This is a genomic window from Pedobacter cryoconitis (assembly GCF_001590605.1).
Classification (GTDB): Bacteria; Bacteroidota; Bacteroidia; order Sphingobacteriales; family Sphingobacteriaceae; genus Pedobacter; species Pedobacter cryoconitis_A.
This window is the reverse complement of the sequence record NZ_CP014504.1, coordinates 3,502,169-3,524,493: the sequence shown is the minus strand read 5'-3', so window position 1 is coordinate 3,524,493 and position 22,325 is coordinate 3,502,169. Positions and strand designations below refer to the sequence as shown.

26 protein-coding genes are annotated in these 22,325 nt (G+C 42.2%); all 26 read left to right on the top strand.

Annotation, left to right across the window (positions count from 1 at the left end):
* The first annotated feature begins 4 nt into the window (after nt 1-4).
* A complete protein-coding gene (locus AY601_RS14410; protein ID WP_068402287.1) occupies nt 5-988 on the top strand; it encodes a toprim domain-containing protein in 984 nt (327 codons plus the stop codon).
* 777 nt (nt 989-1,765) lie between these two features.
* Nucleotides 1,766-2,806, top strand: a complete 1,041-nt coding sequence (locus tag AY601_RS14405) for a DNA cytosine methyltransferase (RefSeq protein ID WP_068402285.1) — start codon at nt 1,766-1,768, stop codon at nt 2,804-2,806.
* Between the two features lie 9 nt (nt 2,807-2,815).
* Nucleotides 2,816-3,217, top strand: coding sequence for a plasmid mobilization relaxosome protein MobC (mobC, locus tag AY601_RS14400; protein WP_068402283.1), 402 nt, complete (start codon nt 2,816-2,818; stop codon nt 3,215-3,217).
* Between the two features lie 2 nt (nt 3,218-3,219).
* Complete coding sequence (locus tag AY601_RS14395; protein WP_068402281.1) at nt 3,220-4,488, top strand: relaxase/mobilization nuclease domain-containing protein; 1,269 nt, start codon at nt 3,220-3,222, stop codon at nt 4,486-4,488.
* Between the two features lie 69 nt (nt 4,489-4,557).
* The gene (locus tag AY601_RS14390) at nt 4,558-5,193 is read left to right on the top strand and encodes a ParA family protein (RefSeq protein ID WP_068402279.1); all 636 of its coding nucleotides are present in this window, start codon (nt 4,558-4,560) and stop codon (nt 5,191-5,193) included.
* Complete coding sequence (locus AY601_RS14385; protein WP_068402277.1) at nt 5,190-5,555, top strand: hypothetical protein; 366 nt, start codon at nt 5,190-5,192, stop codon at nt 5,553-5,555. The genes AY601_RS14390 and AY601_RS14385 overlap by 4 nt, the downstream gene beginning before the upstream one ends.
* Nucleotides 5,552-5,857: a hypothetical protein gene (locus AY601_RS14380; protein ID WP_068402275.1), complete on the top strand. Its 306-nt coding sequence runs from the start codon at nt 5,552-5,554 to the stop codon at nt 5,855-5,857. The genes AY601_RS14385 and AY601_RS14380 overlap by 4 nt, the downstream gene beginning before the upstream one ends.
* A 7-nt stretch (nt 5,858-5,864) precedes the next feature.
* Complete coding sequence (locus AY601_RS14375) at nt 5,865-6,185, top strand: DUF4134 domain-containing protein (RefSeq protein WP_068402273.1); 321 nt, start codon at nt 5,865-5,867, stop codon at nt 6,183-6,185.
* Nucleotides 6,186-6,228: 43 nt separating this feature from the next.
* On the top strand, nt 6,229-6,540 hold the full coding sequence (locus AY601_RS14370; protein ID WP_068402271.1) for a DUF4134 domain-containing protein: 312 nt from the start codon (nt 6,229-6,231) through the stop codon (nt 6,538-6,540).
* Nucleotides 6,541-6,819: 279 nt separating this feature from the next.
* Nucleotides 6,820-9,561 (top strand): TraG family conjugative transposon ATPase, encoded by a 2,742-nt coding sequence (locus AY601_RS26095; RefSeq protein WP_068402267.1) that lies wholly within the window; start codon nt 6,820-6,822, stop codon nt 9,559-9,561.
* Nucleotides 9,558-10,220, top strand: a complete 663-nt coding sequence (locus tag AY601_RS14355) for a hypothetical protein (RefSeq protein WP_068402265.1) — start codon at nt 9,558-9,560, stop codon at nt 10,218-10,220. Before AY601_RS26095 ends, AY601_RS14355 begins: the two co-directional genes overlap by 4 nt.
* A gap of 5 nt (nt 10,221-10,225) precedes the next feature.
* On the top strand, nt 10,226-10,876 hold the full coding sequence (locus AY601_RS14350) for a hypothetical protein (RefSeq protein WP_124558629.1): 651 nt from the start codon (nt 10,226-10,228) through the stop codon (nt 10,874-10,876).
* Entirely contained in the window at nt 10,873-11,544 is a 672-nt protein-coding gene (locus AY601_RS14345; protein ID WP_068402260.1) for a hypothetical protein, read from the top strand. The genes AY601_RS14350 and AY601_RS14345 overlap by 4 nt, the downstream gene beginning before the upstream one ends.
* A gap of 3 nt (nt 11,545-11,547) precedes the next feature.
* On the top strand, nt 11,548-12,327 hold the full coding sequence (locus AY601_RS14340) for a hypothetical protein (protein WP_068402258.1): 780 nt from the start codon (nt 11,548-11,550) through the stop codon (nt 12,325-12,327).
* 1 nt (nt 12,328) lies between these two features.
* Complete coding sequence (locus AY601_RS14335; protein WP_232324604.1) at nt 12,329-13,468, top strand: plasmid transfer protein; 1,140 nt, start codon at nt 12,329-12,331, stop codon at nt 13,466-13,468.
* Nucleotides 13,468-14,088, top strand: coding sequence for a conjugative transposon protein TraK (gene traK, locus AY601_RS14330; RefSeq protein WP_198163532.1), 621 nt, complete (start codon nt 13,468-13,470; stop codon nt 14,086-14,088). The genes AY601_RS14335 and traK overlap by 1 nt, the downstream gene beginning before the upstream one ends.
* A complete protein-coding gene (locus AY601_RS14325) occupies nt 14,066-14,491 on the top strand; it encodes a hypothetical protein (protein ID WP_124558628.1) in 426 nt (141 codons plus the stop codon). The genes traK and AY601_RS14325 overlap by 23 nt, the downstream gene beginning before the upstream one ends.
* Before the next feature lie 2 nt (nt 14,492-14,493).
* Nucleotides 14,494-15,714 (top strand): conjugative transposon protein TraM, encoded by a 1,221-nt coding sequence (gene traM / locus AY601_RS14320; protein WP_068402253.1) that lies wholly within the window; start codon nt 14,494-14,496, stop codon nt 15,712-15,714.
* A gap of 12 nt (nt 15,715-15,726) precedes the next feature.
* Nucleotides 15,727-16,557, top strand: a complete 831-nt coding sequence (gene traN, locus AY601_RS14315) for a conjugative transposon protein TraN (RefSeq protein WP_068402251.1) — start codon at nt 15,727-15,729, stop codon at nt 16,555-16,557.
* A 63-nt stretch (nt 16,558-16,620) separates the two neighbouring features.
* Nucleotides 16,621-18,660 carry a TraM recognition domain-containing protein gene (locus AY601_RS14310; protein ID WP_068402249.1) on the top strand — a complete coding sequence of 680 codons (2,040 nt, stop codon included), beginning with the start codon at nt 16,621-16,623 and terminating at the stop codon, nt 18,658-18,660.
* A gap of 28 nt (nt 18,661-18,688) precedes the next feature.
* Nucleotides 18,689-19,114: a hypothetical protein gene (locus AY601_RS14305; RefSeq protein ID WP_068402247.1), complete on the top strand. Its 426-nt coding sequence runs from the start codon at nt 18,689-18,691 to the stop codon at nt 19,112-19,114.
* Nucleotides 19,115-19,125: 11 nt separating this feature from the next.
* Complete coding sequence (locus tag AY601_RS14300) at nt 19,126-19,545, top strand: hypothetical protein (RefSeq protein ID WP_157287932.1); 420 nt, start codon at nt 19,126-19,128, stop codon at nt 19,543-19,545.
* Nucleotides 19,542-20,048 carry a M23 family metallopeptidase gene (locus tag AY601_RS14295; RefSeq protein ID WP_084359284.1) on the top strand — a complete coding sequence of 169 codons (507 nt, stop codon included), beginning with the start codon at nt 19,542-19,544 and terminating at the stop codon, nt 20,046-20,048. The genes AY601_RS14300 and AY601_RS14295 overlap by 4 nt, the downstream gene beginning before the upstream one ends.
* Nucleotides 20,049-20,054: 6 nt before the next feature.
* Nucleotides 20,055-20,216 (top strand): hypothetical protein, encoded by a 162-nt coding sequence (locus AY601_RS25730; protein WP_157287930.1) that lies wholly within the window; start codon nt 20,055-20,057, stop codon nt 20,214-20,216.
* A 13-nt stretch (nt 20,217-20,229) separates the two neighbouring features.
* Nucleotides 20,230-21,432: an ArdC family protein gene (locus AY601_RS14290; RefSeq protein WP_232324603.1), complete on the top strand. Its 1,203-nt coding sequence runs from the start codon at nt 20,230-20,232 to the stop codon at nt 21,430-21,432.
* 28 nt (nt 21,433-21,460) lie between these two features.
* On the top strand, nt 21,461-22,267 hold the full coding sequence (locus tag AY601_RS14285; protein WP_198163531.1) for a DUF4099 domain-containing protein: 807 nt from the start codon (nt 21,461-21,463) through the stop codon (nt 22,265-22,267).
* Nucleotides 22,268-22,325 lie beyond the last annotated feature (58 nt).

Genomic DNA, 22,325 nt, shown 5'->3' with positions numbered 1-22,325 from the left:
TGTCATGCCAAATTATATCGATGTTGCCACATTGAAAGATATTTCTATTGTGGATTTTTTGGCTCGCCTGGGTCACCATCCAGTCAGAAAGACCGGGAAAGAACACTTTTATCATAGTATGCTGAGAGAAACCAAAAAGGACACACCATCATTTACCGTATGGGATGCAGGAAACTGCTGGAAAGATTGGGGTGGTGCAAATGCAACTGGTATTTTTAAGGGTGGCATTGTACAGCTGGGTACGGCATATTGGCCAGATCTGTCCTTTGTTGAAGTATTAAACAAGATACAGCAAGTTTGTGACATGGATACTGCTTTAATTCCTGAATACGTTCCTCCCAAAATTTATCCAAAAGATCCAGAAAAAGGAACTTACGAATGGGGTTTGACCAACGTCCGGGAGTTGGGTAGCAATTACGTTCTTACCCAATATCTTCATTCCAGGGGGCTGTTTGAAATAGCTAAAAGTCAACAGGTGAAAGAAGTTTATTACAATCGTATAAATAATGCCGAAAATACCTCTGCTTACTATGCTGTAGGTTGGCAGAACGAACATGGTGCCTGGGAGTTTGGCAACGCAAAGGGCTTTAAAAGTACCATAGGTCAAAAAGGCATCTCAGTAATCCAGGGCAATCCAGATCATGTTGCAGTTTTCGAAGGGTATATGGACTATTTAAGTTGGCAGTTACTGCACCCGAATTTAAAACCCACAATTATTGTACTTAACGCGATTACGATGCTAGGTTATGCCCTTGATCGAATTAAGAATTTCCATACTGTAGATGTGTATTTTGATAACGATGATCCTGGCCGAAATTGCACCCAACTACTAAAGAAAGAAATACCCCATGCGGTTGACCGTTCATATGAGTATGCAGGCTATAAGGATTATAATGAAAAGTTAAAAGACGATCTCAATAGTTCTAAACGCTTAGTTGAAAGTATTCCAGTCGAAACCGCAAGTTATAGTACGGGAAGGAAACGCTGACGATTTCCAGTTAAGTTATCTATATATACAAAAATAAACATATCCACTTATAGGGATATCTGTTTATTTATCTATCTGTTTACTCCTTTATCTAACATTATGGATATGCAATTATTCCTAAAGACAGCTATATATTTACCTGTCTATCCACCTATATGGCTCACTATATATATAGCTAAACAAATATATATTTATCTACCAATCTTGATTTACACTTATCCCTTTGTATGTTTATTTATCTATCTGTATATACGGAAAGTTTATAAATAACTAGCCAGTACCCTGAATACCTATATAGACATATATGTTTATGGTTATTTATCTGTGTATACTTATAAGCATCTAAACCAATATGCAACAATAAAGGATTCTGTCTATACAACAAGCTGTTTATACATCCTGGAATTACCCCCACATTTCATTGCATTCGTCCCAATTTTCATCGAAATGGTATAACTGCCTTTTTTTGTTTGTTATTGGGCAAGTTGTGTTTTTGTCCGTACAGCCCGCCTTCGGCTGGTCTGTGGACAAAAACGAACTTGCCTTAAGCTGCCTAACCCCGTTGGGGAAAGGCAGTTAAGGAAGAAAAAAGGTCGCAACTCCCTTTTTTTCCGGCAAAGCGTTCATACCACCGCCCAAAGACAATCTCCCAAATCCAATTTCTAACCCTTAAAATTTAGCCTATGCTGTTAAGCAATTCTATCATGACGAAGGTCGTCACGGCTTCGCCGTGCCCATTTCTACCAACGCTTAGCCACGAATTTAAAGAAGCCGCCTATGTTTAGACACGGCAGCCTTTTTAGTGGAATCGGTGGTTTTGATATCGCCGCTACCTGGCTGGGATGGCAGAATGTTTTTTCCTGCGAAAGGAATTCTTTTTGCCAAACCATTCTAAAACATTACTGGCCAAATACCCATCATTATGACGACATCTTTCAATTCAGCGCAGCTCAGTTTAGAGGACACGTTGATATCATCTCCGGGGGATTTCCCTGCCAGCCATTCAGTCAGGCCGGAAAGCGAAAGGGCAAAGCGGATGACCGCTATCTCTTCCCAGAGGCTTGCCGAATTATTAAAGAATCACGACCCAAGTGGATTGTTCTTGAAAACGTTGCTGGCCTCTTCAGCATTCTCGAACCAGACAGTCTTTCTGAAATGGAAATTAAAGCGGTTGAGCTTTTTTGTCAGGACAGTAACCAGCAAGCGGACAGTACCATTATCAGACTCCAGCGAAGAGTTATCGGAAGCATTATTTCAGAAATCAGCGCAGCAGGATATGTATTACCGCAGCTTAAAGATGGCACACCAGTCGTTTGTTGTATTCCGGCTGCTGCCCTTAACGCCCCGCACCAGAGAGACCGGGTCTGGTTTGTTGCCCACTCCAACAGCGACAGAGATCAGCAATATGGGGGTAACACTAGCGCAGGTAAAGGAAGGCAGACAATTGGCGAACCGCAAAAACGAAAAGGGAAACGGAGGTCAGGTATCTTTGACAGATTTTCTGGTCTACTACACACTTCAAACCCAATCGAAACGGTACAAACGGATACCGGGAGATTTGCCAGCCTCCATATTGGAACGTCTGATCCGAATTTTACCCACCACAGCGCAGATTGGCAACACCAAATTCCCAGCTGGGAGACATGGCCAGTTGAACCCCCGTTTTGTGGCGGCAATGATGGGCTTCCCAGCGAATTGGACGGAATTACCTTTTCAGCTTGGCGAGCCGAAAGTGTAAAAGCTTACGGTAATGCAATTGTACCCCAAGTCGCACTAGAAATATTCCGTGCTATCCAATCCATTGAGCAAAAGCTTTAATTATTAACTATGGGGAACAGCAAGAAGCCTACTGACAAGGGGTTTGTACTTAAAACCCGCCGTTTTGAATTAAGATTAAGCGAGCAGGAATTGCAGCAACTCATAGAGTTAGAAAAATCACTAGGTATCAGTCGTGCCGATATAGTTCGCATTCGGGTACTACAAAATGCAACCAAAATGCTTGTGAACAGTAAAGAACTGATGAAACAACTGGATGACATCGGAACAGAACTTGGCCGATCAGGTAATAATATAAATCAATTAGCCAGGCACGCTAATATACTTCACAAACAGGGCATGCTAAGTCAAAGTATTTCTACTGAATTTAATAGTCTTTTAGGCAAATACATCCACGTACAGCAGGAGCTCGAAAAAAGTATTCGCCAAGTTATCCGCTTAATGAAAGGTTAACCATGATTGTAAAAATCCTTCTGCCCTCTGCTACGTTTAGAGGCGTAAGTTACAACACAACCAAAATAGAAAACGATAAAGGAGAATTGATGAAGGTGGAAAATTTCGGTGCCTTGCAAGCCTTGGAACATCTCAAACCAAAAGATTATATTAATTACCTCGAAGCTCGATCGAAAACAAGCGCAAGGATTAAATTACCGCAGTTCCACGCGGTCATTTCCTGTAAAGGAAAATCACATAGCAAGGAACAACTCACTGAAATCGCTACTGCTTGGTTAAAAGGGATGGGTTATGAAAACCAGCCCTACTTATTGGTCTTTCATAAAGACACGGACAATAATCATATTCATATTGTCTCCACCCGCGTAGATGAAAATGGAAAAAAGATAAATGACAGCTACGAAAAAATCCGCGCTTACCAGGTTTTAAATCAAGTAATGGGGCTCGATGAAAAAGAGACAGTAAACAAAGACCTGGAAAAGGCAATGAGTTACAATTTTTCAACCCGTCCTCAGTTTATGATGCTATTGGAATGCCAAGGTTACTCCCTGAAATTGACGGGAGGGCAATATCAGCTTTTTAAGTATGGTAAGTTGCAGGGAAACATTGATGTTTCTGAAGTTGATGCTAAGATTAGTCTTTACAATCAAAACATCGATCGCTTAGCACAGCTAAGAGCAATAACTGAAAAATACCGAATAAGTCATAGTCCAGTTGCTGTTCCATTAACAACACCACTCCCCGGAGGCACTACAGCCAAGCCTACAGGATATACTTCAGAGCTCGCAGAAGTACTTTCTTCAAAGTTTGGTTTACAGATCCTTTATCATGGAAAGCCGGGATTGCCTCCTTATGGTTACACTGTAATAGACCATTCAAGAAAGACCGTTTACAAAGGTGGCGAACTGATGCCAATTGCCGAATTTATTAAGCCATTAAGCGATCTTCAGCAAGAAAATGAGTCACCTGTCGAAAGTGAAACTGTCAAACTGGGAGATTCCGATTTTTATGTTGCACCAGATCAGTCAGCCGGGGATTTTATTAATAATGATATAATCCCAACCCTACAAAGCGAAACGGTCAAACAAGATGATACCGATTCTTCAATTCCCCCAGACAAGTCTTCAGAGGTTTCAGGATTTACAGAAGAACCAACTCCTACAACCTCGTTCCCAGAAATCAATTTGGAAATTGCCGATGACATCGACGATGAAGCTATACTTGGTCGTAACAGGCAGCGTAAGCGTAAAGCCAGAACCAATACCCGATAACTTAAAGCGACCTGGTTCTTTAACCTTTCTCAAATAACACCTCCTAAAAGAACTTAAAAAACTATTATTATGCTAATACTATTAGGCAATCAAAAAGGTGGTGCGGGCAAAAGTACGCTTACGCTACTTTTGGCCAATTACCTTACTCAAATCAAAAAGCGTAACGTCACTGTCTTGGATATGGATTATCAACAGTCGTTGGCCACAAAAGCTCAAAAGGCAAAAATTTTGGAAAATGAGCCACTTTATGAAATTGTTCCAGCTGATCTTAAACATTTTCCATCCCTACACAATGCACTGAGCAACCGATCTGGCGAAATCATATTGATCGACCTCCCCGGAAAAATGGATGATGACGGACTGCTGCCTTTGTTTGCTGCATGTGACCTTATCCTTTGTCCTTTCGCCTATGATGAATTTTCTGTGGATTCGACCTTACTGTTTGCAATGGTGCTACGGAAGATCAATGATAAGGCCCCATTCATATTTATTCCTAACCGTGTTAAAAATACAGTGAAATATGAAACAAAGACTGAAATTGAAAATGTACTGCGGCGTTTTGGGGTGGTTGCTCCAAGCCTTGCTGACCGCGTGGATTTTCAGCGGATCAGCACTTTCCAAACACCACTAATTTTATACCCAGTCGTATTGCCGTTGCTTGATCTGATCTATAACCAGTACCTAGATTGGGAGGACCATACATGAGCCAGATTAAATCATTGGCCGATGAGCTAAGAGAAACCATTAAAAAAGATGGACATCCCGATAAGGAAATAGAGGACGGCAAGTCTGCGGTTAAGCAAACACCTATAAACAAATTAACTAAAAAGCCCCCAGACGCAAAGCTCGATACCCTGTTTGAAAGTATCCTGGCTTTTGAACTAACAGGAAGGGAAAAACTGCTGATCCGCCTGGATGACCGCACTGTATTCCTGTTGAAGCAATTGAAAATTGCCAAGGCAATTGATATGAACAAACTAATCGCATTCAGCTTGCAACATTTTCTTCGTACCCACCCTGAACTTATAGAATACGTCAAAGAAAACATTAAAACCATCAAATTATGAATTGGACACAATTTCTACTCAGCATTGCCGCTGTATATTCCCTTTATTACCTGTTTAACATCCTCTTTGACATGATAAAGTCACGAGGCCAACCGATCACAGACACGAGCCAGGACGAACTCGTATTCTCTGAAGAAACACAACCCAAACAGGTCGGCTCTGATGAAGTAGCACCCGAACCAAAAAGCCGGCAGGTTATATCTTCTGGCCCACTTATTAGCACTGGAGGAGTAAGACTTCAACAACTTTTCGCTCTGGCCCAGTCCGAGGTCATCGAGTACACCAAAGCCATACCTTATTAAGGCAACGATGAAATTCAAGTATCCACTTTTAAAGACAACTCCGGTTGTCTTTTTTTTTGCCCTGCCTTTTTTGGCAACGGCCCAGTCACCGCCAGGTATCAGTGAATTTTATGAGGTCAGTGGAGAAATGCATCGTTGGTATTTCAGCCTTTCTGACTTAGTTCTTGTCCTCGGTGCCATCAGTGGCATACTGGGCGGTCTTCGGGTATATGCCAATTGGCAATCCGGCAAACATCATATAGACGCCCAGGTCATGGGTTGGTTCTTTTCCTGCCTCTTCCTTTCTATCATCGGGGCAGCCCTCAAAGCCCTGTTCGGGGTGCATTAAACAGCCTTTTCAATTTTTCATTCACCATTTAATTTCTCAATTCATGACAGTAAACAACAAAAAACTGTTTGCAATCGCTGCATTTTCAATGCTTGCGGCTCAATCTTCGTTTGCCCAAGGCGGAGGTTCCATCGGTATAAACGCCGCCACTTCTTCCCTGACAAGTTACGTAGATCCAGTATCTACGCTGATTTTGGCTATCGGTGCGGTAGTCGGATTGATCGGTGGGGTTCGCGTGTACATCAAATGGAACGCGGGGGACCAGGACATCAACAAGGAACTTATGTCCTGGGGCGGTTCCTGTTTATTCCTGGTACTCGTATCGGTGGTAATCAAAGCATTTTTCGGCGTATAATGATCGCTAAGTATGCAATCTATAAGGGGCTTCAAAAGCCCCTTATTTACCGGGGGTTCAAAGGAAAATTCATTTATTGGGGATTAGGTTCCTTAGTTGGAGGTCTGATAATCGGAGGCCTTATTGGAGCCCTCACCAGTATGTACTTAGGTGGTTTTTTGACCATTGCCCTGATCTCAGCTGGGCTCACCTATACCTTTTTTCGACAGAAAGACGGCCTCCACTCCAAAACCCGAAACACAGGGATTTTTATCCATCCAGTCCACTTAAAACTAAACTATGCAGCGAGAAAGAAAAACAGGATTTAAAATTCCTTTTGCTGGGATCGATACCTATAATGGCTTACAGCTATTGTATGGCGAGAATGGTGATTTCTCCATGATCCTGCACATTAGTAACCCGGTGCTGCAATACGGCGCCGACCCTGATGCTTACAATGTTTATCAAAGTGTATTGTTAAACATCATTAAGATTCTAGGCGAAGGACACATAATACAAAAGCAGGATGTTTTCATCCGTAGGAAATATAAGGGTGTAAATCAGAGCGAATTTTTACAACAGAAGTATCACGCACATTTTGAAGGACGAGAATATACAGACATTAAATCCTACCTGATTATTACCAAGCAGGTTAAACGCGGTGCTTTCTATACTTATGATAAAAAAGTATTGTCAGATTTCTTTCAGAACGTGATTAAAATTTCAGATCTGCTAGCCAATGCCGGATTCAACCCAAGCTTTTTGAATGAGGTTGAAATCAACCGATACATAAGTAAGGTGCTTAGCATGGAGTTTGCCTCGTCCCATACCACTCTTAATAATATGCGTTGTGGGGATGAACAATTGAATTTGGGTAATCTGGCCATCCGTTGTATCAGCATGGTCAATACCGATTCGGTGGATCTACCGGAAAAGTTAGGCCCCTACACCGAAAAGCAGGATAACAAAGGAATGCGGGATTTTCCGGTAGATAACCTTTCTTTTTTACATCAGGTTCCTGGATATCGTGTTATCATTTATAACCAATTGTTAGAGATACCACCACAACAGCTAACACTCAATAAACTAGAGCTGAAACGTAAACGCCATTCAGGCGTTCCCGATCCGGCCAACCTCATCTGCGTTGAGGATATAGATATGTTGCTGGTTGATGTAGCAAGAGAAAATCAAATGCTCGTCAATGCCCATTATTCCATGATCGTATGTGCAGAGGAAGAACAAATCAGGAAGGCTGTTAATTATATTGATGCAGCACTTTTTCAACAGGGAATTATCCCATCACGAAACGCCTATAATCAGTTAGAACTTTTCCGCTGCGCATTGCCTGGCAATGGTGTAGAACTAAAAAAATACGACTGGTTTTTGACAACCGCCGATGCTGCCCTCTGCTTCTTTTTTAAGGAATCTCTGTTAAAAGATGAACCCTCGGACTTCCTGGTTCGCTTTACCGACCGCCAAGGTATTCCCGTGGGGATAGACCCTGCAGACCTGCCCATGCGCACCAACCGGATCAATAACCGAAATAAATTTGTGCTCGGCCCATCAGGCAGTGGGAAGAGTTTTTTTATGAACGCCTTGATTGAGCAGTATATGCTCTATAACATGGATGTGGTGATCGTGGATACTGGGCATTCCTATTCCGGGATGTGCGATTATTTCCGGGGCAAGTACATTACCTGGTCGGACAGCAAGCCGATTACGATGAACCCCTTTGCCATTGCTGAAAGTGAATACAATATAGAAAAAAAGGATTTTCTGATTACTCTGGTCAGCCTGTTGTGGAAGGGTGCCGAAGGAACCATAAGCTCGGTTGAGCGTGATGTCATTTCCAATGTAATCTCCGCCTACTATAGCCGATATTTCAATCCGGGGTATCCCGGCCTATCCCATAAACAGCTTTTCAGCATACGCAAACGTGTCTTTGAAAGCATGAAGGAGAACCCTCTTTTTGATATGGACTCCGATGTGATCGATGATAATCTGATTAACCTGGAAATCAGTGATTTAGATGAAGTCTTGCTGGCGGAAGATCCTGATACGACTCCGTTTAAGGCTGCTTTCAATCAAAAATATTTTTCCGCAGTAAACGAGGAAAAGAAACTGGGCAGTATCAGGCATGAACGGACGGGAATTACCGCTCTTGATTTTAATAGTTTTTACGAGTTCGCACTCGGGAAAATACCGGAGATCAAAATCGAGGAAAGGATTGCGTTCGACCTGGACGAGTTCAGGTACGTGTTAAAGAAATTTTACCGTGGCGGAGAGTTTGAAAGTATCCTAAACGAGCCTGCCGACGCATCCCTTTTTTCCGAGCGGTTCATTGTCTTTGAAATTGATGCCATTAAGGAGAACCGTATTCTGTTTCCCATAGTGACCCTGATCATTATGGATGTGTTCATCCAGAAGATGAGACATCGTAAGGATCAGCGAAAGGCCCTCATAATTGAAGAGGCGTGGAAGGCAATCGCCTCACCTTTAATGGCAGGGTACATTTTGTACCTCTATAAGACTGTCCGTAAATTTTGGGGCGAGGCCATCGTGGTCACCCAGGAATTGGGGGATATTATCGGCAATGCAGTGGTCAAGGATAGTATACTGAACAATTCGGATACCATTTGCCTGCTAGACCAGAGCAAGTTCAAAGAGAATTACAAGGAGATCGGCAAACTCCTGGCCATTACTGAAATCGAGCAAAAGAAGATATTTACCATTAATAATCTGAGCAACACCGATAACAGGGGGCGCTTTAAAGAGGTATATATCCGAAGAGGTGCTTCGGGGGAAGTGTACGGCGTGGAGGTCTCTATTTTTCAGTATTTGGCCTATACTACCGAAAAACCCGAAAAAAGTGCGGTGGAAATCTATACCCGCACCTACGGGACCTATCAAAGCGGATTGGAAGCTTTTGTCTCCGATATGGAAAAAAGCGGATTGCCTTTGGATGCCTTTATCCGCCAGATTAATAAGGATGGTATACCCATCCCAAGTTCAACTGAATATTTTAAACCCGATTTTGTATGAAACGATCACTTCTAATTGCAGGACTTTTTATTACAGCCTGTCCTGTTTTTGCCCAGATTTATGTGGACCCAACCACGGCGGGTGCTATGGCTGCACACTCAGGAATTATCAACGGGCAGCTCAATAGAACGAATGATAACCTTACATTGATCCAACGTGGTCAATTGGCAGTAACTGGCCAGCTGGTCATCGTAAATGATTTGCAGCAACAAATCTACCGAGGGTTAAGTGAGGTATCTGCCGCCGTACGATCCTTATTGGCCATTCAGGATATTGCCGACATCAGCATGGATATTGTTTCCGATGTAAACAAGGCTATTTCAATTGCTCAAAGTAACCCGGTTCTGCTGCTCTTTGCTGAAGGTGGTGCTCGCGAGTTCAAACGAAGGGGAACGGCATTGGCTGCGGAAGTCAGCTCCTTTGTATTGCAGGGTGGCATAAACAACCTGATGGATTCTGGCGAAAGAGCAAAATTATTAAACCGCATCAGGACCGAACTGATGATCTTACGGGGTGTTGCTTATGGAATGCATCGCACGATGTTTTGGGCGAAGCAGCGTGGTATTCTTAATTCTCTTAATCCTTATTCCGGTTATATAAATATTGATGTAAGGATTGCTAATGATATCATCAGAAACGCTAAATACCTAAAAAAATGAAAGGAATGATTATCCTAATCTTCCTGCTTTTCGGGATACTACAACATGCTTTTTGCCAGCTCAATGTAGAACTAATTCATCAGTTGGTAGCCGAAAGTAAAAGCGAAAATAGCAGACAGGAAGAAGCTAAAAATAAACAGGCAGTTACTTCTGCAAACGAAGAGGTAAATAAAACACAAATGAGCAAACTTAAGACGAAGTACAGGGAATTACAAAGCCGTTTTCATACTGTGGGACTGGCTATTGATGCCGCACAGATCGGACTGGAAGCCAGCCCAGTTGTTTCAGAGATCATCCGACAGCAAAATATAATTTACCAGCTGGCTAGTGATAATCCTATTCTGATTTCACTAGCGTTCCAGACCGAAAAAGACCTTGCAGACAGAGCGAGAATGTTGGTGAATTATATTATTGGTCTGGCCCTAAGTATCGGCGACATCAACCAGATGAAAGCAAGCGACCGCAAAATTCTTTTTTCACATGCATTAACTGAACTCCGCTTGATAGAAGGGGCTAGTAAAGGTTTGGCCACGGCCATGTTCCATGCTAACCGAAAACGCTCGTTGAACCCCTTTGCCAATTTTATTGAGCAAGATAAACAGCTTGTTGATAATATATTACGTAATGCCTCTATTCTTAAAGCCACAACGCCATGAGGTGCCAACTATTTATCGCAGGTTTTTTGCTGCTCGTTTGTATAGAAAGTTCAAATGCGCAAAAATTAGTTTTCGACCGCGGTCATTTTGCGATTGTTAATGAGAACGGCAGCGTGCGTTTGGCAGCAGAAAATACCCATAACAATTATCTAGGCACCATTAACAATCGTTTGGATGACATCAATCTGAATATCTCTTCAGTGGTGATGGTGCAGAACTTGATTTATAATTCACTTACCCAGGTCAATCAAGCATTGAGAAGCGGTATAGCCGCCACACAGATTGCTCGAATCAGTACAGAGATTATTAAGGAAAGCAATACCATGATCTCTATTGCAGGCAGCGAGCCCTATTTATTGCTGTTTGCCGAGGATGTTGCAAGGCAACTGAAATCCCGTGGAATTAACCTGGTTAGCGAAGTATCTGATTTTATTTTAAAAGCAGGCGGCAATGTGTTGATGGACTACGAGAAACGAGATGCTTTACTACGTAAGGTCATCCTGGAATTAAAAGTCATGAGGGCACTATGTTATAGTATGGGTAGATCTATGTATTGGGCAAAAATGAACGGGGTGTTAAAAACGGCTAATCCTTATAGAGATTTTATAAATCAAGATACTCGGATGGCCAATGATATCATCCGTAATTATCAAATTTTAAAACAATAAACGATGAAACATTATATTCTAGCCATACTTATTTTGGGGATGGCCGCTTCTGCAGGAGCCCAGCGTATCATTCGAGACCAGTCTATTGTTAACCAGCAAGAACGTATGGTTTTCAAACAATGGGACAGGAAGAAATTTACCCCAACCAGCGGCTTTTTAGGACTTAATCCAAACTACTGGCTTACCTGGGCGTGGCACCCGAACTACCCTAAAAAAGACCTCCGTCCATTGGGACCTATCGGACCACAAACTCAGCGTCTGGCTTTTGCCGCGGCCATGCAAAATACCGAAAACGCCTATAAACTGCATGCTGATACTTTAAGAAATACTGCAATAACCGAAGCGGTAAACTATTCAGCTGTTTTTTCTACTGCCGATCCATTGTGGATGCTATACTACCGTCATGAATTTGAACCTCTTTTAAACGAACAAGATGCAAATTTGATGTCTGGAATTCCCGCAAAAGAAATTGACTACCTGGTTCGCAACGGCGTTTACGAGTGGTATCGCGAAGAGTCCTCAGGAATTAAGGAACGCCTGGACGGTGCAATGACTACAACACTTGACCGTGGTTCAAGGCTACTGACCTACCACAGACTGCTTTTGGAATATCGTCGGTTAAATACTTCCTGGGAGGCAAAAAAACAGTACGCCAGAAAATTCCTAGCTCTTAGTGAATCTACAAACAAAATGAAGTCCAGGGACCAGCCCATTGTAGAAAGGCAAGGTTTCAGAACCGATCAGCAAATCGCTGACGAAATTTTAAGGAAATCCAAACTCTAACATGATGAACATAACCAATTTACTGACCGGCACTGCCGGTTTTTTTATGCAATCAGGTTCCGGAAATGTGCCAGACTCATTTAAAAAAACTTTCAATTTTTTGCAAGGCAACGGGGTCTACGAAGAAGGTATGATGCATTTTTTAAAGGAAATGAAAAATACACTGTGGACGCACTATGATGCATTTATTGCAGATGCACAGGCACTATCGGCCATTTTCATGCTCATTTTTTTTGCCGTTAAGTCATATGAAATGATGTCGGGTGATAAAAAAATGGAAATTATGCCACTGCTTCGTCCATTCGGCCTGGTCATGGTAATTCTTTGGTGGTCTCCTTTTACCAGAGTGGTCTCCTTTCCCACAGATATAATTGCAAATAAGACTGAGATTATGTTTAATAGCAGCCAAACAGAAGTGAATAACTTACGACTGGAAAGAGCCCAGCTGATGGTACAGGTAGCAGATAATCTGCTCACTGTGCAGGCCCAAACCGAAACAGCCAAACAGGAGGCAGACACCTGGTACCAGAATGCCTGGGAATCGGTGAAGTCTACGGTTAAGGAAGGTTTTGCTGAGGTATGGAACCCAATAGTAGAGTTACGTAACCGCATGCAAGTCGGTCTGCAACTCCTTGCCACTTCCATTCTGGAAACATTGGCTTTATGGATACTTCGGATCTGTGTATATCTCATCTTCATTATCCAGATTATCTTTTCTACGATACTGATTATACTGGGGCCATTCTCAGTAGCAATCAGCATCCTTCCTGCATTCAGGGACAGTTTTACTACATGGGTTGCAAGGTTCATTTCGGTTAATCTTTATACAGGTATCGGTTTTCTAGTTCTTTACGTCGCTTCTTTATTCCAGCATTATGCTATGGAAGCGGAGATAAGCCGCTACAAAGAGCTTGTCGGCACCTCTGCCGACCGCTTGGAAAAACTTGGGTGGCTTGCCGGAAATGGCCTACTCTCTTTCGGGATGGTAATAGTAACCTTTTTGATTGGAGGTCTTACCATGTTAGCAGTTCCCAGCATTAGTACATGGATCGTGTCTACATCCGGGATAAGTTCTGCTGCTTCCACGATGGGTCGAGGTGCTTCAAATATGTCCAGAATCTTAAGCAAAATGATGAAATAATGATTGTAAAAAATATCGAAGCCAAAGTACGCCTTGCCACATTTTTGTCCGCAGGAAGTTTTATCCTGGCCGTTGTCATCGTCCTGATCGTTTCCCTGTTTGCTTACAAACAGGTTGCAGACGCTCGAAGAAGCGTCTACGTGCTAGATGCAAACAGCGTTCCGCTGCTAGCCAGGCAAACTGATCTTCAAATGAACCGCGCTGCGGAATATCGTTCGCACGTCAACCTTTTCCATAGTCTTTTCTTTTCACTTACGCCTGATGATAAGTATATCGAATATCAGATGAAAAGAGCAATGTACCTGGTTGATGAAAGTGGTGCACTTCAGTATAACAACCTTAAAGAAAAAGGATTTTTCAATTCAATTCTCTCCTCCAGTGCTGTGTTGACACTTCAGACCGATTCAATTTTTATTGATGAGGGGCTTAAGTATTTCCGTTACTACGGTCGCCAGAAGATAGACCGTCGCAGCTCCACGATTATTCGTTCGCTCGTCACTGAAGGTTATCTAAAAGACCTGAAAATCCGCTCTGATAACAATCCCCATGCGGTACTTATTACCCGTTGGAAAACATTGGAAAATAAAGACATTGAAAATGTACAGAAAAACTCATTTTAAACCCCGCCCAAATCTTTTATACGAGCTCAGAAAAGAGTTCGGAGGGTACTTTCTCCGCTTGTCGGCTCTTTGGAAACTCGTCAGCTCCAGATACCCAACGCAAATATTTGCCCTCATGCTGGCGTCTATACTGTTTTCAGGCGTATTCGCCTTTACGGTTATGAGGGTAAAGGAACCCAAGTCATTGCCATCGCTTTCCAGTTCAGGCACCAATGTAGCCCAGGGGTTCGGACAGATCATAGGTGCCGGGCAGGCATTTCAGAAAGTGCTTGATCTGCAAAATCAGATCAACACAGTACTGCACAAAGAAAAGCTGACTGCTGCCGATAGCCTTTTTGTCAAAGATGCAATTCAGCAGTTGGAAATCATCCATAATGAGCTAAATATTAAACCAACACCCTAATTATGAAGATCAATTTCAAGCAACCGCGATATGTGCTACCGCTGATCCTACTTCCTTTCCTATGCTTATTTTTTTACGCATGGAAAAGCAGCTTTGGAAAAGATGTACCCGTACAACAAAATGGAAATACGCTACAGGAAACATTGGTGGATGTTTCCGAAGAGGTTAAAAACAAAGGTATTGAAGATAAGTTGGATGCTTACCGTAAGCAATACAAAGATGCCGATGGTTACACAGCAGTCGGTGGGATCGCAGACGAACAAACCAACAGGCAAAAAGTTCCAGACCTGTACAATCAAATGGAAAAAAGGATGTTGGATTCCATCGACCGGGAAATGAAAAGGAAATATGGTAACACAGCCGAAGAACCACGCACATCACATTCAACCTTTCCCAACGCAGTCCCTAAAACACAGCCACCAAAAACTTACGATACAGACCGAGACTTGGCAACTGCACTTTCCAAATTAAAGCATCAACAATCGGCACCTACCACATCAGAGGTGCCTGGTAATAAGGGACAAACTGACCCCATGAAAATTTTTCGGGAACAAATGTCACTGATCGACAGCATGGGCAAAGCAAACGACCCCGATTACAAATCAGAACAAGCCAGAGAAAAAGCGATGGCCCTTGCTGAACGGGAGCTTAAAAATCAAAAAAAACTCAGCGTTTCTAAAACTTCGGCGTCCACGGCACTTTTCAATACCATTTCAGCTAATGGAGAAGATAGTTTTATCCGTGCCATAGTAGATCAGGACATCACTGGCTATGCAGGTTCGCGTCTACGTATCCGTCTGTTAGATGACATGACCGCAGGTCGGTTTTTAGTTAAAAAAGGTACATACCTATATGCCCAGATAACAGGTTTTAGCGGTCAACGGGTAAACCTATCAATTAGCTCCATTTTTCAAAATAACAATATACTACCTGTCAGACTTGACATCTACGATAATGACGGCCTGCCTGGGCTTTATGTCCCCGCATCTGCATTCCGTGAATTTTCAAAAGTACTTGGTAGCGATGCCAGTCAGGGTATGACTATTCAACAGCAAGCTGAAAACAATAACCAGCTAGTCATGAGCATGCTTCAAAAAATGTTTCAATCTACTACAACGGCGGTTAGCAAACTGATCCGTAGCAATAAAGCCAAACTGAAATATAACACCCAGGTCTATCTTATTGACCCGCAAGAACTCAAAAACAATCAGAACAAGTATTAACCCGTATTTTTTATGAAAAAATTAATCTTTTTTTTATTGGCCATCTTATGGGTGACCCAGGGGCTTTATGCACAAATCCCAGCAGGAATATACCGCAAAGATCTACCAGATATTCTGATCAGTCGGGATATTTCATTGCACTTTATTTCTCCCGAACCCCTTCAATATGTTGACATATCCACCCACGCAGTTGCGGGCGATCTGCCTTTAAAGAATGTATTGCGCTTAAAGATAATTCCAGATGTCAAGATGCCCTTAGATGGGCCTGGTGTAGTAACCATTGTTGGCGAAAGTTTTATTGCTCAATATAACCTGCGCTATGTGGATGACCAATCACTTATCGTCCCCACACAAGTGAATATATTACCGGAACATACCCAGCCGCTGGACGTCCCTGGAATTTCACTAACAACCAGGCAGATGCAGGATTTTGCTATTCAGATTCTACAGAAACCATCTGGTAAGTCGGTGCGAAAGGCAAAGGCTTTCGGTTTAAAGGCCAAACTGAACCATGTATATGCCGCAGGTGATCACATATTTCTTGATATCACCTATTTTAACAATAGCAACTTGCCTTACGATGTGGACGAACAGCGCTTCAAAATCGAAGATAAAAAGATCACAAAAGCAACAAACCTACAATCTGTAGAAATCAAGCCTGTATGGCAACTGTATCCAAACAGCATATTTAAGAAGCAATACCGAAATATCTATGTCCTGAAAAAGGTAACCTTTCCGGGTAATAAGTTGCTAAATATTGAACTGACTGAAAAACAGATTTCCGGGAGGGTGCTTACCCTAGAAATGAAATACAGTGATATTCTGAAAGCAGACAGTTTATAAAATGTCCAAATAATGGGAGTCTCCATTGAGCTCCCTTTATCCATTAAAAGCAAAACTTGATATATGGAAGAAACCAAGGAACAGCAGAGCCTTTACAAGTTCCTGCAATTTGGTATCTATTTGTCCGTCTTGATCGAAGTTTTCCTGTTTTTTTACGCCAGTAAATTTTTAACACAGGATTATACGGACAAATTTAACCTACGCTTTTTTGTAATCAGGCTTGCCAGATTACCATTTTACCACCAGCTCATTTACAGCAAACTATTTACTCTACTGTTGATTTGCCTGGTTTCAGTAGGTACGCTCAGCAGAAAAAACAAAGACCTCAATCCCAAAAATCATATTGTTTATCCACTTGTAGCTGGTCTTATCGTTTTCTTTTCGGGAATCTTGTTTCAGGGAAAACATACACCGGCCATTTGGATGGGTGCTGGCTGGTCTGATCTGCTGTACATCGTCACCGCAATTTTCGGAACCTTACTGATCCATATCGCTATGGATAATGTATCGAAGATCATCAGTTCAAAACTCGGTACAGATAAATGGAACATTGAGGGAGAATCCTTTATGCAACCCATCAAACCGATTGAGACACCGTATTCGGTGAATATACCAATGTTGTTCTATTACAAAAAGAAGGTACATAAAGGATTCATTCCGCTGGCAAATTTATTCAGAAGCTTGCTTTTAATATCAGTTCCTGGTGGGGGTAAAACTTTTTCTGTTATTATCCCAATAATAAAGCAATTCATCGCTAAATCTTTCACTTTATGCATTTATGATATAAAATACCCTGATTTAGCCAAGGTTGCCTATCACCATTATTTATTGGCCAAACAAAAAGGAAAATGCCTTGATTATAAATTCCACGTTATCAATCTAAATGAAGTTGAAAAAAGCGAACGAGTAAACCCCTGGAAAAGAAAATACCTCAATACACTTGCCGATGCCTCTGAAACAGCGGAAGCCTTAGTTGAGGCCATGAAAAAAGGTGACCGTTCGGGAGGCAGTGACCAGTTCTTTACACAATCCGCTATCAATTTTCTGGCCGCATGCATTTATTTTTTCAGCAGCTACGAAAATGGTCGTTATTCAAGCCCTCCGCATGTTCTTTCGTTCTTAAATCTTTCCTATGATGACATTTTCACCGCACTTTTTTCTGAACCGGAACTGGTACCACTACTTTCCCCATTTAAAAGTGCTTATCAGGCCAAAGCTTTCGATCAGTTAGAAGGACAAGTAGGTACACTTAAAATCTTTATCAGCAGATTGGCAACGAAAGAAACTTTTTGGGTATTCAGCGGGGATGATTTCGAGCTAAAAATAAGTGATCCTAAAAACCCGTCAATTTTGGTGCTCGCCAACGATCCTTTGACACAAAGTACTAATTCAACCTGCTATTCCCTTGTGCTAAATAGGGTAACGAAACTGGTAAACACTAAAGGCAATTTACCCGTTGGACTTGTCATTGACGAAGCGCCCAGCCTCTACATTTTTCGTGTCGAACAGGTTTTAAGTCAAGCCAGAAGTAATTTGGTTGCCTCAGTACTCGGAATCCAAAGCCTCCAGCAATTTCAGCAGCAATATGGTAAGGAAACTGCTGCTACGATTACTTCCGTGGTCGGTAATGTGCTCTCTGGATCTGTCCAGAATAAGGATACATTAGATTGGTTGGAACGGTTATTTGGCAAGGTAAAACAGGAAGGTGAAAGTCTGAGTATCGACCGGACGAAGGTCTCTGTTTCCCTAAGTGAAAAACTCGAACCTTTGATCCCTGCTGGTAAGATCGCGAATCTGCGAGCTGGCGAAATGGTGGGTTTGATCGCCTCAGATGCCGTTGAAACCTATACAGGGAAATACCAGCCCTCGGCAGTAAACTGTCGGGTAAATCTGGATGTAGAGTCCATCAAAAAAGAAGAACAAAGCTATCGGTCCTTGCCAATCTATTACGATTTCAAAGGCAAAAAAGAGGAAATACTCCGGCAGAACTTTCAAAAGATTAATGAGGAAGTGCAACAGGTTGTAAAACAGTTCAGAATTGCTCAGACATCAGTTGGTGTACCTCAGCCTAAAGGAATAATGAAGCAAACCTTTAACAAATAACAAATTAATCACCTAACAACTATATTTTATGGAACAACTTCTTGGCACTTATGCGCAGGTGCATCCATTACTAAACGACCCGGCAGGCAAGCAGGGTCAGATTGGTATGATAACAGATATAGATATTGAGGGAGACAATGTTTACATAAGCTTTGAAAAAGGACAACAGGCACTATATAGCAGTAACGCCTTATTTGTCTTGAAAAAATCTGATGAAATAAGCACAAATGCAATTTCAAATTTGCAAAAACTGTCAAAGGAAGATTTTAAAACGCTTTTAGAAATCAGTTTGAAGGCACAGTCAATCTTGCCAATAAACCACAAAACTGCTCTTGAAATGTCAACTACAAATAATGCAGTTAGAGCCCATAGCCAGAATTTACTTCAAGATAAATTGGGTTTAGTCAACAATAATCAGGTTGAGGTTGAACAACGTCCTATTCACAGGCGCTAAAAAAATTAGAAATGGAAGAACTTTTGAACAAATCAGTAATGGTACATCCATTAACTGATGATCCAATGCGTATGCAAGGTCAGGTCGGGTTAATTGCTCAAATCAATCTCAAAAATGATGAAGTGCATGTACAATTTCCTTACAATAATATTGGGGTTTATAGTACTAACGCCCTACTTTCCTTACAACCAAAAGAAATGGTTTTGGCAACTATACAGACAAAATTACTCGAACTAGACCCTAAAGATGTAAGGATACTACTGGATATTTACAGACTGCAAACTATTGGACAAACAGGAGCAATTGAAGAAGCACTTCGGTGGGCCATCGGCTTTGAGGAAGTTGGCAAAAATTCCCTTGTTACCTTGGAGGATTTCATCAAACGTGGGCTAGCAGATGAAATCGAAATTCAATCTTCTCGTAGCCGATGAACCCTCGAATATTCGTGTTGCATGTCGTTGTCCATTTTTTACTGACTCATTCAGCTGTAGCTATAGCACAAATCAGTGACCAATATCGTAGTAGCTTACCGTTAATAAATTTACGTGTGACCTCTGGTTTTGGATACCGCGTACATCCGGTGACTAATAAGTATGACCTGCATAGAGGCGTTGACTTTGCTGCCCGTTGTGATCCGGTACTAAATATTTTGGACGGAACTGTAACGGATACAGGTTTTAATCCAATGCTGGGCAAATATGTGAGAATTTCTCATGGAGACTTTCAAAGTATTTACGGACACCTTTCCCAGATCTTGGTCATACCAGGCGAGCCTGCAAAAGCAGGTCAGATCATAGGTGTCACCGGAGCAACAGGCCGGGTGACCGGAGAACACCTGCATTTCAGCATTAGGTTTAAGGACAAATACATCAACCCATTACATTTTTTAAGGTCACTGTTACTGCCCGAACAGTTAGCCCAAACTATCAATTAATTACTTATGGAACAACATTTAAGAACCCTGCAAGATAAATTAAATACACTTGCAGCTGGCCAGGCTATTGGCCTTACAGCCGCAGAAGCGGCCATTTATGGCGTAGACTATGCAGACGAACTGCCAGAAGAAGATGACCCTCAGGAGGTAGGAGAAGATGGCGAATGATAAGATTAAGGCTATGCACATACAGGTGGCCGAAAAACTCATTGAACAGCTGAAAGCCGGAACTGCTCCCTGGCAAAAACCTTGGAACAGCGATAATCTTCCATCTTTTGAGCTCCCTTACAATGCCGTCACCGGAAACCGCTATAAAGGTATTAATACCTTTTCCTTGTTGCTTAACGGTTATGAAGATCCTCGATGGATAACCTTTAACCAGGCATCCGCCAACCAGTGGAGTGTTAAGAAAGGTGAAAAGGCTTCTCTGATCCAGTTTGTTAAAACAACTGATTTAGTGGCCAAAAGGGATGAAAGTGGTAAACCTATGTTGAACGATGATGGTAAACCCATCAAGATTTCCTTAAAACTGGATCGCCCAATCATTACCACCGCCTGGGTATTCAATGCTGCGCAGGTAAATGGGATTCCCAACCTGCAAAAACCAGACATCCAAGAGTTAGGTTGGAATCCCTTAGAACGAGCAGAAAAACTGATTGCGAGTTCTGGCGCTGATATCATCCATCGGGCCGGAGAAGATGCATTTTACAGCCCGTTCAAGGATCAGATTACTATGCCGCTGAAAGAACAGTTTGATGCTCCAGATAAGTATTATGCAACGGCTCTTCATGAACTGGGCCATTGGACTGGACATAAGGACAGGTTGGACCGTAGTATAATGAATCAGTTTGGCTCCGAAGCATATGCCCGTGAGGAATTACGTGCAGAAATCGCTTCTCTGCTGATCGGTCAGGAATTGCGGATTGGACATGACCCCAGACAGCACACCGCTTATGTGGATAGTTGGATTAAGGTCTTGCAGGACACACCCTTTGAAATACATGCCGCTGCTGCTGACGCTGAGAAAATTCTCAATTACCTCACAGGTTTAGAACAAAAAAGGGAAGTTAAAACTGAGTTGCAAAATATACCTGAGTCGAAGGCATCAAGAAACCAGACAAACTCTAAATATCTGTCATCAGGCGACGAAATTGCTTATAACAATACAATTTACAAAGTAAATGGTCATCTGAAACAGGGTCGTTTACGCATGGAGGACTTGAACACAGGACACAACTTTGTGCTTTCTAAAAATGATATGCTGTACGGTTCTTTGCTTCAGGTAAAACAGCAATCTCAGGACAAAACCCGCACAATTGATGGGACTGATACTTCCATTTCTAAGGAAGCTGACACAGCAATTGCTAATGTGGCAAGACGCTAAATCATCACAAAATTTCAATCTGTTAATTATGGAAACATTTATCAAGGAAAATGAGTTGCCTATTAAAGAACTCGAAAAGCTCGGTCTTTACCAGGAAGGTAAGTTGAATCTAAGCAGTGAAGATGTCGACGCCTTGCTGGCAGGACGAAGAACAGACATGCGCAGCATGTTTCATTTAAAAATGGATGGTTTTGAAATCCGACAACTGGATGCCAAACTATCTCTTAATCGCAACCCTGATAGTACCGTCACGCTGAACCTGCACCCCATCTATAAGGAGGTCAAACCACATCCATTGCTCAGTGAGGAAGAAGCCAGGGTACTTCTGGACGGTAAACTACAATCGATACAGAAAGTTTATGAGCAGGCCGATAAAAAACTGGCGATGCTGATTATCGAATACGACAAGCAAACCAGAGAATTTGTCTCCTACCATCCTGAGCAGGTTGAAGCTCCTATAAAAGTCAACGGGCAAGTGATGTCAGAGGAACAGCAGAAAGCATTCCAACGCGGAGATGTAATAGAATTGGACGAAGGCACTCGCATCCAGCACAGCGCGACCGACAGCAAGGGGATCAGGTCAGACAGAAAGGCATTGATACTTTCGGTATTAATGGACGGCGGTATTTCTTATTTACTGCTCCGTGGTATTCGCAACCTTGCCGGGAATAAGGACGGCCAAAAAGAAGAATACACCAAAGGTTATAATCAGGCCCTAGCTGATAGTATGGTAGGAAAACCTAAAAGAGAAAAGGAAATGACCGTGGGCGAGCATAAAGACTATGAAACAGGTTCACAATATAGTCGAGGATACGGGCGCACCTCATCTCGCTAATGGGTTTGTTAGCCGATCCGTGCCCACTTTCTATTAACCCGGAGACATTGGCTTTTTT

Coding starts and splice junctions, on each gene's coding strand:
- AY601_RS14285 (WP_198163531.1), top strand. CDS start 21,461: ATGGAAACATTTATCAAGGAAAATGAGTTGCCTATTAAAGAACTCGAA.
- AY601_RS14375 (WP_068402273.1), top strand. CDS start 5,865: ATGAAATTCAAGTATCCACTTTTAAAGACAACTCCGGTTGTCTTTTTT.
- AY601_RS14350 (WP_124558629.1), top strand. CDS start 10,226: ATGATTATCCTAATCTTCCTGCTTTTCGGGATACTACAACATGCTTTT.
- AY601_RS14340 (WP_068402258.1), top strand. CDS start 11,548: ATGAAACATTATATTCTAGCCATACTTATTTTGGGGATGGCCGCTTCT.
- AY601_RS14325 (WP_124558628.1), top strand. CDS start 14,066: ATGTACAGAAAAACTCATTTTAAACCCCGCCCAAATCTTTTATACGAG.
- traK (WP_198163532.1), top strand. CDS start 13,468: ATGATTGTAAAAAATATCGAAGCCAAAGTACGCCTTGCCACATTTTTG.
- mobC (WP_068402283.1), top strand. CDS start 2,816: ATGGGGAACAGCAAGAAGCCTACTGACAAGGGGTTTGTACTTAAAACC.
- AY601_RS26095 (WP_068402267.1), top strand. CDS start 6,820: ATGCAGCGAGAAAGAAAAACAGGATTTAAAATTCCTTTTGCTGGGATC.
- AY601_RS14405 (WP_068402285.1), top strand. CDS start 1,766: ATGTTTAGACACGGCAGCCTTTTTAGTGGAATCGGTGGTTTTGATATC.
- AY601_RS14380 (WP_068402275.1), top strand. CDS start 5,552: ATGAATTGGACACAATTTCTACTCAGCATTGCCGCTGTATATTCCCTT.
- AY601_RS14390 (WP_068402279.1), top strand. CDS start 4,558: ATGCTAATACTATTAGGCAATCAAAAAGGTGGTGCGGGCAAAAGTACG.
- AY601_RS14370 (WP_068402271.1), top strand. CDS start 6,229: ATGACAGTAAACAACAAAAAACTGTTTGCAATCGCTGCATTTTCAATG.
- AY601_RS14410 (WP_068402287.1), top strand. CDS start 5: ATGCCAAATTATATCGATGTTGCCACATTGAAAGATATTTCTATTGTG.
- AY601_RS14290 (WP_232324603.1), top strand. CDS start 20,230: ATGCACATACAGGTGGCCGAAAAACTCATTGAACAGCTGAAAGCCGGA.
- AY601_RS25730 (WP_157287930.1), top strand. CDS start 20,055: ATGGAACAACATTTAAGAACCCTGCAAGATAAATTAAATACACTTGCA.
- traM (WP_068402253.1), top strand. CDS start 14,494: ATGAAGATCAATTTCAAGCAACCGCGATATGTGCTACCGCTGATCCTA.
- AY601_RS14385 (WP_068402277.1), top strand. CDS start 5,190: ATGAGCCAGATTAAATCATTGGCCGATGAGCTAAGAGAAACCATTAAA.
- AY601_RS14395 (WP_068402281.1), top strand. CDS start 3,220: ATGATTGTAAAAATCCTTCTGCCCTCTGCTACGTTTAGAGGCGTAAGT.
- AY601_RS14335 (WP_232324604.1), top strand. CDS start 12,329: ATGATGAACATAACCAATTTACTGACCGGCACTGCCGGTTTTTTTATG.
- AY601_RS14345 (WP_068402260.1), top strand. CDS start 10,873: ATGAGGTGCCAACTATTTATCGCAGGTTTTTTGCTGCTCGTTTGTATA.
- AY601_RS14305 (WP_068402247.1), top strand. CDS start 18,689: ATGGAACAACTTCTTGGCACTTATGCGCAGGTGCATCCATTACTAAAC.
- AY601_RS14300 (WP_157287932.1), top strand. CDS start 19,126: ATGGAAGAACTTTTGAACAAATCAGTAATGGTACATCCATTAACTGAT.
- AY601_RS14310 (WP_068402249.1), top strand. CDS start 16,621: ATGGAAGAAACCAAGGAACAGCAGAGCCTTTACAAGTTCCTGCAATTT.
- AY601_RS14355 (WP_068402265.1), top strand. CDS start 9,558: ATGAAACGATCACTTCTAATTGCAGGACTTTTTATTACAGCCTGTCCT.
- AY601_RS14295 (WP_084359284.1), top strand. CDS start 19,542: ATGAACCCTCGAATATTCGTGTTGCATGTCGTTGTCCATTTTTTACTG.
- traN (WP_068402251.1), top strand. CDS start 15,727: ATGAAAAAATTAATCTTTTTTTTATTGGCCATCTTATGGGTGACCCAG.